At 38.7% G+C, this 13,081-nt stretch carries 13 protein-coding genes; 3 read left to right on the top strand and 10 right to left on the bottom strand.

All coding sequences use genetic code 11. From position 1 onward, the window contains the following. Nucleotides 1-2: 2 nt before the first annotated feature. The gene (locus ABOA58_RS10485; RefSeq protein ID WP_350302225.1) at nt 3-1,601 is read right to left on the bottom strand and encodes a long-chain-fatty-acid--CoA ligase; all 1,599 of its coding nucleotides are present in this window, start codon (nt 1,599-1,601) and stop codon (nt 3-5) included. Between the two features lie 991 nt (nt 1,602-2,592). Between ABOA58_RS10485 and ABOA58_RS10480 the strand changes: the two genes are divergently transcribed. Beyond that, nucleotides 2,593-3,000, top strand: a complete 408-nt coding sequence (locus tag ABOA58_RS10480) for an Hsp20/alpha crystallin family protein (RefSeq protein WP_170971631.1) — start codon at nt 2,593-2,595, stop codon at nt 2,998-3,000. Between the two features lie 64 nt (nt 3,001-3,064). Here ABOA58_RS10480 and ABOA58_RS10475 read toward each other — a convergent pair whose 3' ends face one another. From ABOA58_RS10475 to ABOA58_RS10440, 8 genes are all read right to left on the bottom strand, one after another. Further along, nucleotides 3,065-6,196: an SbcC/MukB-like Walker B domain-containing protein gene (locus ABOA58_RS10475; RefSeq protein ID WP_350302224.1), complete on the bottom strand. Its 3,132-nt coding sequence runs from the start codon at nt 6,194-6,196 to the stop codon at nt 3,065-3,067. Then, complete coding sequence (locus tag ABOA58_RS10470; RefSeq protein ID WP_350302223.1) at nt 6,193-7,338, bottom strand: exonuclease SbcCD subunit D; 1,146 nt, start codon at nt 7,336-7,338, stop codon at nt 6,193-6,195. Before ABOA58_RS10470 ends, ABOA58_RS10475 begins: the two co-directional genes overlap by 4 nt. A gap of 162 nt (nt 7,339-7,500) precedes the next feature. Further along, a complete protein-coding gene (locus tag ABOA58_RS10465) occupies nt 7,501-7,929 on the bottom strand; it encodes a DUF2621 domain-containing protein (RefSeq protein ID WP_137018029.1) in 429 nt (142 codons plus the stop codon). Nucleotides 7,930-8,009: 80 nt separating this feature from the next. Next, on the bottom strand, nt 8,010-8,315 hold the full coding sequence (locus tag ABOA58_RS10460; protein ID WP_350302222.1) for a DUF3219 family protein: 306 nt from the start codon (nt 8,313-8,315) through the stop codon (nt 8,010-8,012). Between the two features lie 128 nt (nt 8,316-8,443). Beyond that, the gene (locus ABOA58_RS10455) at nt 8,444-8,671 is read right to left on the bottom strand and encodes a sulfurtransferase TusA family protein (RefSeq protein WP_048685981.1); all 228 of its coding nucleotides are present in this window, start codon (nt 8,669-8,671) and stop codon (nt 8,444-8,446) included. A gap of 40 nt (nt 8,672-8,711) precedes the next feature. Then, the gene (locus tag ABOA58_RS10450; RefSeq protein WP_350302221.1) at nt 8,712-9,767 is read right to left on the bottom strand and encodes a YeeE/YedE family protein; all 1,056 of its coding nucleotides are present in this window, start codon (nt 9,765-9,767) and stop codon (nt 8,712-8,714) included. A gap of 153 nt (nt 9,768-9,920) precedes the next feature. Further along, nucleotides 9,921-10,397, bottom strand: a complete 477-nt coding sequence (locus tag ABOA58_RS10445) for a CcdC family protein (protein WP_137018031.1) — start codon at nt 10,395-10,397, stop codon at nt 9,921-9,923. Nucleotides 10,398-10,810: 413 nt separating this feature from the next. Further along, nucleotides 10,811-11,518 carry a cytochrome c biogenesis protein CcdA gene (locus ABOA58_RS10440; protein ID WP_350302220.1) on the bottom strand — a complete coding sequence of 236 codons (708 nt, stop codon included), beginning with the start codon at nt 11,516-11,518 and terminating at the stop codon, nt 10,811-10,813. Between the two features lie 257 nt (nt 11,519-11,775). Here ABOA58_RS10440 and ABOA58_RS10435 point away from each other — a divergent pair, with 257 nt between their 5' ends. Continuing rightward, nucleotides 11,776-11,949 carry an aspartyl-phosphate phosphatase Spo0E family protein gene (locus ABOA58_RS10435; RefSeq protein ID WP_084737866.1) on the top strand — a complete coding sequence of 58 codons (174 nt, stop codon included), beginning with the start codon at nt 11,776-11,778 and terminating at the stop codon, nt 11,947-11,949. A gap of 185 nt (nt 11,950-12,134) precedes the next feature. Here the strand turns inward: ABOA58_RS10435 and ABOA58_RS10430 are convergent, their stop codons facing one another. After that, a complete protein-coding gene (locus tag ABOA58_RS10430; RefSeq protein WP_350302219.1) occupies nt 12,135-12,515 on the bottom strand; it encodes a DUF4183 domain-containing protein in 381 nt (126 codons plus the stop codon). Nucleotides 12,516-12,650: 135 nt separating this feature from the next. On the opposite strand from ABOA58_RS10430, the gene ABOA58_RS10425 reads away from it, so the two are divergent. Next, nucleotides 12,651-13,010, top strand: a complete 360-nt coding sequence (locus tag ABOA58_RS10425; RefSeq protein WP_350302218.1) for a DUF4183 domain-containing protein — start codon at nt 12,651-12,653, stop codon at nt 13,008-13,010. Nucleotides 13,011-13,081 lie beyond the last annotated feature (71 nt).

Genomic DNA, 13,081 nt, shown 5'->3' with positions numbered 1-13,081 from the left:
TTTCAATCCTTTTCTAATTCCTCTTTAACTAACAATCTTTTTAAAAGTTTACCCACTGTATTTCGCGGAAGTTCTTTTCTCAATTCAAATACTTTTGGTACCTTATAAGGCGTCAATTGGGTATAACAATATCCTTCTATTTCTTCAAGATCCACGGAAGCGCTTTCTTTAGGTACGATGAATGCTTTCACTATTTCACCTTTTTCTTTATGGGGGATGCCCACCACAGCTGCCTCTTTAACTGCCGGATGTTCATACAGAACCCCTTCTACCTCCTGGGGGTAAATATTGAATCCGCCGACGATGATCATTTCTTTTTTCCTGCCGACGATATAGAAATAACCTTCGTCATCCATCACAGCAAGATCGCCAGTATATAGCCAGTCATTCTGTAGGGCCTTTTTGGTTTCGGCTTCGTTATTCCAATAACCCTTCATGATTTGCGGGCCTTTTATGAGCAACTCCCCGACGCATGTGTTAGGCACTTCATTATTTTCATCGTCAATGATCATACAGTCCGTGCCTGGAAAAGGGATGCCAATGCTTCCTATTTTCCTTTTTCCGAAAGGCGGATTACGATGAGTGGAAGGTGAGGCCTCCGACAAACCGAAACCCTCTCCGATTTTGGCACCGGTCAGCTCCTCAAATCGCTTAATTACTTCAACCGGCAGGGGCGCCGATCCACAAGAACAGCTTTTTAAACAATTCAGTCCATAATTTTCAATTCCAGGATGATTGACAAATGCATTATACATTTTTGGAACTCCTGGAAAGAATGTCGGACGATGCTTTTTTATTTTTGCAAGTACATCTTCAAGTTCGAATTTGGGAAATAAGAGGATGGCAGCTCCAATATAGATACCGAGATTCATTGCACTTGTCATGGCATAAACATGGTAAAGGGGCGTAGCTGCCAAAACGATTTCTTCGCCAGGTTTCAAGGAATCACCATACATTTCAAAGCTCTGCACGACATTGGAGGTTAAATTATGGTGAGTGAGCATGACACCCTTCATCTTCCCAGTGGTGCCACCAGTATATTGGATGACTGCAGTATCTTCATGAGGGCTTATCATTTCGGGCTTCTTAATGGCGTCACCGGTCTTAATCATCGTTTGAAGGGAATAAGACCCGTTTTGATCTTTCTCCGTATCAATGCAAACATCAAATTCATATATCGCTTTCGTTTCTTCGATTGTAACTGCGGCCGTATGGTCAAATACAATATTCTTGGTATTTGAGTCTATTAAAATTTGCAATAGTTCCCGCGGTTTATACATGGGATTAATTTGGACTACCAACAGACCTAGTGCCTGGGCAGCGTAATAACTGATAATGAAATAAGGGTGGTTTGCCATCATCAGACCAATCCGTTCACCTTTAACAAAGCCCATTTCTCTCCATTTACCAGCAAGTTTGTCTACCTGCAATTTTAAATTCTTATAATCCATTGACTGGTCTTCATAAATGATGGCTGTATGGTGTGGAAACTTACTTGCTGTTATATCAAGCAGTGAATAGACGGATATTTCCGGTAGCTTCATAGATTTCATTCTTTCAACATACCACTGCTCCCATGGTTTATTTATCGTTTTTCGCACCATTATCCCTCCACACATAAACGAATTTCATATCGCACATGTTTGTTTTATACTTATATGATTATGCAACTTGCATGCCAAGTCCTAATTTTGTGTAAAATCGCTTAGTATCAAAAATATTAAATTCATTAATGAATTTTATTAGCATATAATGCCTTTCTGTAGAGGATTCATCGAAAATGCCAATAATTCATTTTTGAATTTAAATAGGCTCTTATTGGTTTTCTAACGATATTAAAAAATAGGTTTTTACCATATTATAGATTATAACTACTCACAAATCGTGATTTAGACCTTATCCATGCTGTATTATAAAATTTGAAAAGCCCATCCAGCTAAGGATGGGCAAGTGTAATATTTTTTTAAACTTTGCTTACGAGTGTATTAATTCCACCAGTTATTTCAGCTCTATATATGTTAGTCGATTCTACGGAGACAAACTTTATAGACTTTCAAATAAAGTTTGTAATTTATGCTTGGCCCATTATACTTATATACCTAGTTGTTTATATATTAACCGGCCGATATAGGTCCTTATAAGAGCTTGAGTGAAACAAGTATCTTCCATTTCATTGCAACATAAATATAAGAGTTGACCATTCAGAAATGTTTTGGTTCTGCTGAATTTATAACAAAGTTTGCTTAAGAGGAAACAGATCCAAGGTATTTTCAGGGTTGCAATTATTTTTGGTGAATTATTTAAAAAATACATTTAATATGACATTTTTAATTGTATTAACTTTAATGACATGATCGACAACTTGATTGTTTATAAACAAATGACCAACTAATTTAGAATTGGTCATCACTTTTTTATTGAATTCCTTCTAATTTTTGATTCCCTTTTATACCCACATACCCATCGTTCCTTTGCATTGGTTGCTTTTTCATTTTTATCCGGTATCTTTTATCATCATCAATTTCACTTTTTCAATCACCATTCTTCATGCTCCAACATATAATACCTCAAAGGAAAACCGGGGGTATCAACATGCAAGACAATCAACATGGATCGCAAATGAATGAGGTTGAAAAGTTTGATGAATGGGTAAAAAGTTTTTTTCTGGATCCGGAAACTTGTGCGTTGGATCATCAACTTTTTTCAATTGATATATACGAAAGTGACGATGAGTATATGGTGGAAGCGGTTTTGGAAGATCATGATGTGAAAGATATTAAAGTATGCCTAAGTGATAATGAGCTATCGATCATAGTTGACGATACTCATAAGCCATTTCTTGAAAAAAAAGAAGATAAGCTGCCCACACAGAGAAAAATCCCTTTCCCCTTTTCGATTTGCTCACGCAGAATTACCGCTGAATTCTCGAATCCGATTTTGGTGATTCGCATCCATAAGTTCTCCCCCGGAAAAACAGCTGAAGATATTAACATTGAGTAGTCCGTTCATTAAAAATAAAAAGAATGGCCTGGGGAACCTCCCCTTAGCCATTCTTTTTTCTTGATTAACCAGCAAAGTAAAAGGACGTCCGACTTCCTTTTTGTGTCGAAATGACTTGAAGCTGGGCATCGATTCTTTCTTTCAATTCCGGGACATGGGATATTATCCCGACCAATCTCCCGGTGCTTTGTATATCCATTAATGCTTCAATTGCATGATCAAGTGATTCAGGGTCGAGCGTACCGAAACCTTCATCGATGAACATCGTTTCAAGTGAAATTCCGCCAGCATTCTGCTGGACAACATCCGCAAGACCCAAGGCAAGTGCAAGGGAGGCCTTAAAGCTCTCTCCTCCCGAAAGGGTTTTGACATGCCTCTCTTGTCCTGTATATTGATCATACACAGATAACTCCAGACCGCTCTGGATATTCCTGCGTGTAGGATCAAGCTTTCGCAATAACTGATATCTGCCGCTGGTCATTTTCAGCAGCCTTGAATTGGCTTCTTTTAGGATATCATCTAAAAAGGCTGCCAGTACATAACGTTCAAAAGTTATTTTGAAGGAGTTTTGACCTTTGGAAATCTCAGACAGATGACCGACGATACTGTATCTTTCATCCAAACTTTTCTGTTCTTCCCTGATTTGCGCCAATTTCCTATCGATTTCTTCGTTAGTCCGTTTTTCAGCCTGCAATTCATTCTGATTTAGGCGTAAAGACTCCAATTCTCCATCTATGAAATCGAAAGTTTTTCTCAATCCTTCAAGATCCGGTTTGGTCACATCTTTTAATTTCATTTCCAAATCATGAAATAGACTTAATACACTTTGCCAATTTTGATTATACTGCTGAACTTGGTCTTCCAAATTTCCAAGAGCAGCTTCCGATTTTTTTGCTGCCGTATATTCTTTATAATTGGAAAAGCCCTGATTGGACATTTCCGTAATTAACTTTTCCCGCTCCTCTTTCAATTCTGTCTTGAAAGCCTCTATATTTCCACTTAAGGATTCTGTTTTTGCAATGATGGCCGATTCTCTTTCCTTCACCAGTTGAAGGTTTTTTTGTGCATCTTCCAAGGCTGATTGTAAGCGTTTCTGTGTTTTTACAGCCATTTGGTAAGCAGCATTATATTCTTCTTCTGTCCGTATTCCGTCTGGCAGGGAATCGGTTAATCCTGTTAGTTTTGTAGAGTTTTCAATATACCTGGTTTTCCCTTCGTCCTCTTTTCTTTCTAAAGAGGTCAGATTCTCCTTTAGCTGGGTTGACTTGCCTTTTAAATCCAGCAACCTTTTTTCCAGATCATTGAATACAGACTTTTTCCTCATCAATTCCTTTAGCTGCTCTTGCAGCACTTTTCCTTTTTGTACAAACTGTGTCAAATGCTCTTCAATATCCTCAAACCTAAACTCCGGCATGTCATTTTGTAAGTCACTAAGCTTTTCTTGTGAAGACTCTGCCAGTGCATCATATTTGGATTTCGCTTGATAATATTCACTTTCCGCTTGGCTTTTTTGTTGTTCCGCAGATTTCAGTTTGTTTTCTTGCTCTTTCATTTCCAAATCTGTCGGCATATGCTCATGCATTTGCGCAGGTTTTGGATGACTTTGCGAACCGCAAACAGGACAATTTTCTCCAGAGTGCAGCATGGAGGCAAGCATACCCGCTTGTCCTGATCGCCAGTTTCGATTCAGGGTTTCCAGTTTTTCCTTCTCCTGAGTTTGTATTCTTTGTAACTCATGGAACCGATTATTCTTTTCATCCAGAACCCGTTTCGTATTAGTGATTTCATTAAGAACTTCTTGAAGCTTTTTAATTTTCGATAACGATGAATTATTTCTTTCTGCTTCAATTTCCTGATCACGATAAAGGACAGCGGCTTTTTCCGCTTCTGTTTTTTCTTGAGCGACTTTCTCTGCTTCCGCTTCAATCGACAAATGTTCCGAAACAGTTTTTTCACGAAGTCTTTTACTCGTTTGCCACTCTTTTTCGTCTAAAGTAACCTGTGCTTTCAAGCTTGCAAAAGTCATGACAGCCTCTTTTACCTGCTCAAGCTGATGAACAGTTCGGACTGCCTGCTCTCTTTCATTTTCCTTCAACATTTCCTTATCATAGGAATCCTGCTTCTCAATGCGCTCAGCCCGTAACTTCTCGGACTGCTCACTTAACTTTTGAAGTTCGGCATTAGCATCTTGTACTTGTTTGCCGATACGCAAATAGTATTGTTCCTGCTTTTCAAGCGATGCCGCTTTGTGTGCCATTTTTATTTGGACTTTCACTAGTTCCATTTCTGGCAGCTTTGCTTCAAGAGCCTCCTTTTCTTTTCGCAGTGTTTCTTTTTCCGAAAATCGATTCAATAAATCGACAGCTTTTGAAAGTTCTTGATTTACTTGATCACGAGCTTTTTGCTTTTCCTGTATTTGTTTATTTATATACTCATTTTTTTCTGTTGCTTGCAAAATGACTTCCCGTAACAAGGGCAAGACCTGCTGTTCATTAGGCTCTTCCCCTTGTAATTGCGCCTGCAATTCTTCATGATTGCCAGGCTGGATGCTTTTCATTAATTCAATTCTTCGTTGAGCACTTTTTTCACTTTGCTTTCTTAGGATGGAAGCCTCTTCTTTTAATTTTTCTTCTATTCGTTTATAAAGTTCAGTATGAAATAATTTCTGAAGGATCTGTTCCTTATCCTTGCTGTCGGAAGTTAACAGTTTTCGGAATTCATTCTGAGGAATCATCAGGATTTGCCGGAATTGATTCGCATCAAGTCCAATCAGCACTTTTATTTTTTCTTCAACTTCTCGCACATTTGCACCCAGCAATTTTTTTCCTTCGGCCAATATCTCATATAATTCAGCCTTTGCTCCAACCGTTGTTGTTCCTTCACCTGCTTTTTTCTTGCGTTCCTGCTGCGGCGACCGGGTCACCAAATACGTTTTTCCACGTAGGGTAAATTGTAATGAGACTTCCGTCAACATATCATCTTCGGCAAACTGACTTCGCAAATCTTGCCCGCTACGATCTTCACCGCTGGCTTTACCATATATCGCAAAACTAATCCCATCAAATATCGTTGTTTTCCCTGCGCCTGTCTTTCCAGAAATAACAAACATGGTCCGTTCTCCAAGGGAATTAAAATCAATGGTTTCCCTTCCTGCATATGGTCCGAATGCCTGCATCGTTAAAATATCCGGTCTCATTTCAAAGCCTCCTCTTTCTTAACAGCTTCAATTACCGAAACCATCAAATCCTGCTTTTTGGAATCAAAGGCCCGATCTGTCATTTCTTGATAAAACGTCTCGAACAGGTCCAATTCCGATTTCCGTTCATCTTTTACTGAAGAGAAGGAATTTTTTCTCCTAAGGTCGGTCAAATCCCATTTACGTTCTAGATGTAGTACGTTCGGATAAATCTGGCGCAAGCGATTAATGGGATCGATGAGTGCCCCTTCATCATTTAGTGTTATTTTTAAATAGTCATCCCTTTTTTGCGATTGATAAAAATCGGGATCAAGCAACTCTTCCATCGATCCGGATATTTCCCTCATATCGAACTTGGGTGCCAAAGAACGATAGCGTATATCAAAGCTTCCATCTTCTTGCATATCGACGATGGAAAGCGACTTATTCTGCTTGGCCTCGGAAAAAGAATATTTTAATAGTGATCCAGAGTAAAACACCTTAGGATGACGTATCGCGTCTGGACTATGTAAATGCCCAAGTGCCGTATAATCAAACGCATCGAATAAGTCGGATGAAACACAGCCAGAACCACCTACCGACAAGACCCTTTCCGAATCGCTCGTTTTTCCGCCTAATACAAAAGCATGTCCTACGAAGACATTTGGCTCATCCTTATTGAAATTCTCAGCAATCGTTCCGGTTATCCGCTTCATCGCTTCTTGATGGGAATGGATACTATCATCTTCAAAAAGATGGCGAACCGTCCCGGGTTCTGCATATGGAACACAATAAAAGTTCACGCCTTTGATGCGAACCGGCTCACATGTTTTTGTCAATTTCCCATGAATGTATAACTGACTATGACGATACCATGATGAACCGAATGCAAGCCTTTCCGCAGAATCATGGTTTCCCGATATCGCAACGATCGGTGTATTCATTTTCACATTAATCGTATAAAGGATTTCATCAAGAAGCTCCACCGCTTCAGTCGGCGGAACGGAACGATCATAAAGATCACCGGCGATCACAACCGCATCCGGTTTTTCCTCTTCGACAATTTCTATGAATTGCAAGAGCGCATGCCTTTGGTCATCTGTCATATGTACCCCGTGAACGATTTTCCCTAAATGCCAATCAGCCGTATGGATAAATTTCATAGTTTCACTCCGTCCTAATTTTTACTTACTATTATTATATCAAAAATTTTACGAATAGCATGGTTTGGGTACAGACGTTCTAATTTTTACCACACCGCACCATTCTTTTGAATTATTCAGAATAAAAAAAGCAAACTCCAAAAGAGTCTGCTTTTTTCATCATTAGCTGAATAAGTGTTCATATGGACCCATATTCACCTTTCTTTCAGCTAATTTTTTTTGTAAAAATTTATGGTCACGTTTTGGTGTGGCAATGATATAGCCGCGTATTACTAAATCTTCCGTAATATCGCCCGCTTTTTCCTTTAACGCCAACTCTCCGATTTTCCCTGCGATTTTATGACGTGCAACATCACGAAAAAGTTCTGGCACAGGGCTCACTAAATCTTCTAGTAATTCCTTTTGCTGCTTTGACCATAAGTGCTTTGTTTGCTCCAAATAGTATTCTTCCCAATCCATATCGGATTTCCCATCTTCTTTGGGAAATCTTTTCAGGAACTTTCGAAACATGAAAAAGCCACCTATGCTCATCAATATAATTAACAGGGCTACCCAAAATAGAATAAACCATAAAAACCATCCGCTAAGCAAAGTACCACCTCATATGTATAGAATGATCGTCACTATTATTATAGACAGTAACCCATATCTTTACAAGACTGGCAATGCAATCATTCTGGACCGTTCACTTCCAGCAAGACAAGCGAAAAATCCCCCACCGCATTTTCTTCATATAGATTCGTTACCGAAGTTGCATAGTTAAAGATCTCTGCTCTAAACTCCTCGTTTGACTGTGGTATCTTTATATCAAATACCATTTGATAAAGCAGTGTTGTAATATCATGATATTCATTATGTGTAACCTTGAAATTGAAACTGATTTTCCTCATTTCCTTACCTTCAGAATCCTTTACATTTTCAGCATGAAAATCAGTAACATGAATTGGAACATCGTTTAAAATGACCTCGTCTACCATTATCAACATCTCCTTAAAAAAAGTGGTTAAAGCCATGTTATCACTGGGAGCTTCCAGCGCCAATCATTCAACCTTGTAAAATAGAAAAACGTGCACAGGAAACCCGAGCACGTTTTTTTCCAATCAATTTACTTTCCCTTTTTCACGATTATTCGCCATTTAGCGTCATCGATTTGCTCAAACTCCGTGATTTCATGACCTTCAGTAGCAGCCCAACGCGGAATGCTCTCCGTTGCTTGTGTGCAATCGAAATTAATGATCAATTCCTCTCCTTTTGCCATGTCCACTATCGCTTCTTTTGCTTCCACTAAAGGGAATGGACATACCATCCCAGTCGTTTCCAATACCTTTGCCATTTATATTCCACTCCTTGATCAAAAATTTTCGGCTCGTCTCTTAAGCCGCTTTGGATGCAGCTGCTGTCTGCTTTTGCTTACGGATAATCGTGAAATAAGTTGCTAACCATGTACCCAGCAGGAAAAAGACAATTGCGATCCAACCTTGCCAAGCAAATAGCGCCGAGTTCACCAGACCATTTCCGATTGTGCATCCCCCGGCAACACTTGCGCCGAATCCCATGGTTACACCGCCAATTGCATTGTTACGTAACGTTTTCATATCAGGCAAACGCCAACGGAATTCCCCGCTCCCTTTGGCTGCAATGAAAGCACCAAGGAAAATGCCCAATACTAAAAACGTACCCCAATCGATTAACGCATCATCTCCGGTTATAAGGAAAGTTAAAATGTTCGCGGAAGGCGCTGTAATTCCAAGTCCGAACATTCGGCCTGTCATTGCACTTAGCGGCCATGCCATGATTGCAATAAGGCCCACCAATAATGCTGTAACAAAAGGATGCCAACGTTTCTCGAATAAGATGTGGGCCAATCCCGTTTTTTTCGGTTTCATTTTAAAAATTGGCAGTTTCGGCTTTCTCAATTCACGAATCACCAATATGCCAACCAAGAGTGTCACAATAATCACAAGCACCCAAGGCGAAACATTTAACGTTTCATGAATATACGTATCATTTGTACGATAAGATAACAGATTATCCCCTGCCACTTTCCATACACCATATTTCGTCATTGCTGCCCCTAGCATATATCCAAAAAGGGCAACCCAACTTCCGATCATGCCCTCTCCGGCACGATACCATGTTCCAGTGGCACAACCCCCTGCCAGAACCATACCAATACCAAAAATAAAGCCACCCACAATTGTTCCCAACCATGGAAAACCATCATTTCCAAACTGAATGACTCCTGTATCATTCAATGCATAAACACCAATACTTTGTATTGCTATTACAACAAAAGTAGCCAAAAACATCCGTCCATCTTTAGCTAAAATCAAATCACGATATGCACCAACAACACAGAAACGGCCTCTTTGAAGCACAAATCCCAGCAGTAAACCACAAATAATCCCAAACACAATCATTTGTAACATGTACCGTTTCCTCCTTAAATAAAATAATAATACTAATATAATATAATCCGGATGAAATTACTAGGTTTTTGCATATTTTTTTACTCATGAAAAGTTTCCAGGCAAATGAAAAACCCGAGTCATCATGAATATCGACTCAGGTTTTTTAGATTATCACACCATACTGCTTCCGCCGAAACTGGCTGCTTTAACTTTTTTATATTGGTAAAGCATGGCAATTCTCCACGGAACGATCATCGCGAAAGCAAGTAAGAAAAACATTCCGCTCAATACACCGATTTCTATCGTGCTCCCTAGCATCAGTTTTGCCACCAGTCGAATCACCATGAGCCCAATCAATATAAATATGAACGCTTTAGAGCGCAGAATATAAATTTTTTCATCTCTTACTTCAAATTTAGATGTTTTAATCAATAAGATGGAAAATAACATCCCTGCAACAATAGCCTCCAGCAATTCGTATCGAGTAACACGGAACATCGGGAAAATAAACATTAAAGCACCCGTACTCATAAACAGCGGCGGTAAGATGATTTTCTTTTCATTCACTGGTTTTTTCGTTTCCTTCATACGTAATATGAAAACACCTATAGCCATCACAATCGCTATACCTGTTGATATATATATCATCTATTAACCATCCCTTTAAACTAAAAATAGGTAAGTACCATTAAAAATTATATATGACTTCAATTTATAAACAAAGTATATATTACCTATTTGAGATAAACAAGGAGGTGTTCTTAAATAAGCTCCCTTTTGATGCTTCCAATGCCCCGCCCTCGTCAAAAGGCTTGAAGATAAAATCTTGCACCACGGCTTCTATAGCCTTCGATAACCATATTTTTGCTGACCACCTATAGCAGAGAGCATATTATACCCTTTGCGGCCTGAAATTCCTTCTTAATTTCTTAGGTCAGGATTTAATTTTGATATACCGACAGCTTAGTGACTGACATTAGACCCAAAATCAACGAAATTGACACCATCAGTCCTAATAGCAGGAAATCAACTAGATTATTGAAAAAATAACTTATTATGGACTAAAAACCCGTAAAGCCACCGAATAGTCTAGACAGGACTGCAATTATTTTGGTCATCCAATCAAAAAACAAAATCACCCCCATTATAATCATTAAATATCCGCCAATCTTCATGATGTATTGGCTGTACTTTTTGATCCATTTCAATTTTCCGACAAAGAAGGATAATATGAAAAACGGTATGGCAAATCCTAAAATATAGGCAGTCATATAGCTCATGGCAGCACTAGGATTAGTTGCACCCAGTGAAATGACAGCGCCTAACAACGGACCTGCACAAGGGGTCCATCCAGCGGCAAAGGCAAGTCCGATAAGAATGGAACCTATATATCCGCTAGGTCGGTTCTTGAATTCAAAGCGGCTGTCTTTCATCAAAGATCTCGGCTGAAAGATTCCTACAATGAATAAACCAAAAATGATAATCAGGATGGCGCCAATCTGACGAATTAATTCTTTGTAATCCGAGAAGAAAGAACCTAGGTATGATGTGCTAAAACCTATTGCAATAAAAACCAGAGAAAACCCAAGCAGGAAGAATAAGGTATGCAGCATGCTTCTTCTTTGGAGCATGGCGTTCTCGGATTTGATTTCACCTACACTCATACCAGTGATATAAGATAAAAAGGCCGGATATAGCGGTAAGCAGCATGGCGAAATAAAACTCAGGAATCCCGCCCCAAATGCTAAAAACATATTAATATCATTCAAATAAGCTCACTCCTATGTATGTCAACCTATAAACATTGTAACAAATAAGATAAAAAAATACATTTATGGAACTGTGAATATTTCATGACAGCCAATTGCCTAAAAACAGAATGGGGCGACGGTTTAATTTTCCATAAGATAACTTATTTGAATTCATTAGTCCAAGCCGATATAATTGTTATATTCATACAGATTTTACAACGAACACATAAATTAATGGTACCATGAAAATATGTTGGGGCCAGAAAGGAAATATAATGGCTAAAAAGAATGAATTTCTCGAACAGATTGAATTGAAGAGAAATGAACTTATAAAGATTGTCGCTAAAGATGGTTTAAACTCACATGTTGCCGTTGAATACAGCCAGCAACTTGATCAATTATTAAATAAATATAATGAACTTTTTTATAAAACCGGTACAAATTTTTAACCCAGTACCTCTCCCATTGATAACCACATATGTTATTATATGATTTATTTTGCTGTCAATCTCCCCTTTTTACATTCTTTCTCAATTTGAATACATAGGCATATCCTTTGCTATATTAAAAAACAGGCAAGCGCTATGGGCACTGCCTGTTTTCCTGTTTTTTCATTTAAAATAATGCATAGAAATCATGTTGCAATATCAACATCGGATGTCGGTGCATAGTTTGTCACAACAAGAACAATAGGAGATCCAGCTAAGATGGAAGAACCGTCCGGAACAGTGATCACAAGACTTCCTACCCCAGTGGCACCTGGTGTGTATGTTGTTAAATCCTCCATTTGCAGCACCCCATTAATAAACACCTCATATGAACTGTTTTCCGCACTTAATGCAGGCAGTACAGTCGCAGGATCACCAGTATCCGAGAAAAAACTTGCTGGATCAATTGAAAGCGTGGTTGGACCAGTCGATGTGGCAGTCGCCTCATAAAATAATCGCGTGATCAGTGGATTCACATTAATCACCGAGGTAGCCGCAATCGCTAACTTCATTATTTTTAACGGCAAAATATTCACCTCTCTTCTCTCCATGCTATGACTTTGCGAAAGGAATTGTATAGACAATTTTCAAAAATGGTCCTCACGATAATCCTTACTTTTTATAAAATGTATAGGAGATAAGAAAAGGGGAGAGTTTTAGAAATGAACAGTAAATATTGCCGATTCATTAAAGAGGATCCAGAAATCCCGAGACCTTTGTTGTTTTTCCCTATGTGCTCTCCCAACGAAGTTCGCACGAGAATCCCAAAAAGAATCATTTCTTATGAATTTTATGCTATTGCAAATGGCTGCCAACGGATTTATGAAGAAAAAGACGGAATAACTGACATAGAAAATCAGGTAATACTGGATCCATCAAAAGTATCCTATATGAATTTATTCATAAATGGCGTATTGCAGCCCCACGATAATTACACCGTTGAAAAAGGAAAACTTAAATTGAATACGATTGATATCCCAATAAAAGGGACACCAATCATATTGCAAATGTTCATTATTTAAATGAGCGGCCTGTTCCTAAACGATTCCTTAATTCCAGGTCGGCACCTACAATAAAATTGAAATTGAATTTC

The sequence above is a fragment of the Peribacillus frigoritolerans genome (assembly GCF_040250305.1).
Taxonomy (GTDB): domain Bacteria; phylum Bacillota; class Bacilli; order Bacillales; family DSM-1321; genus Peribacillus.
This window is presented reverse-complemented; position numbering and strand designations above follow the sequence as displayed.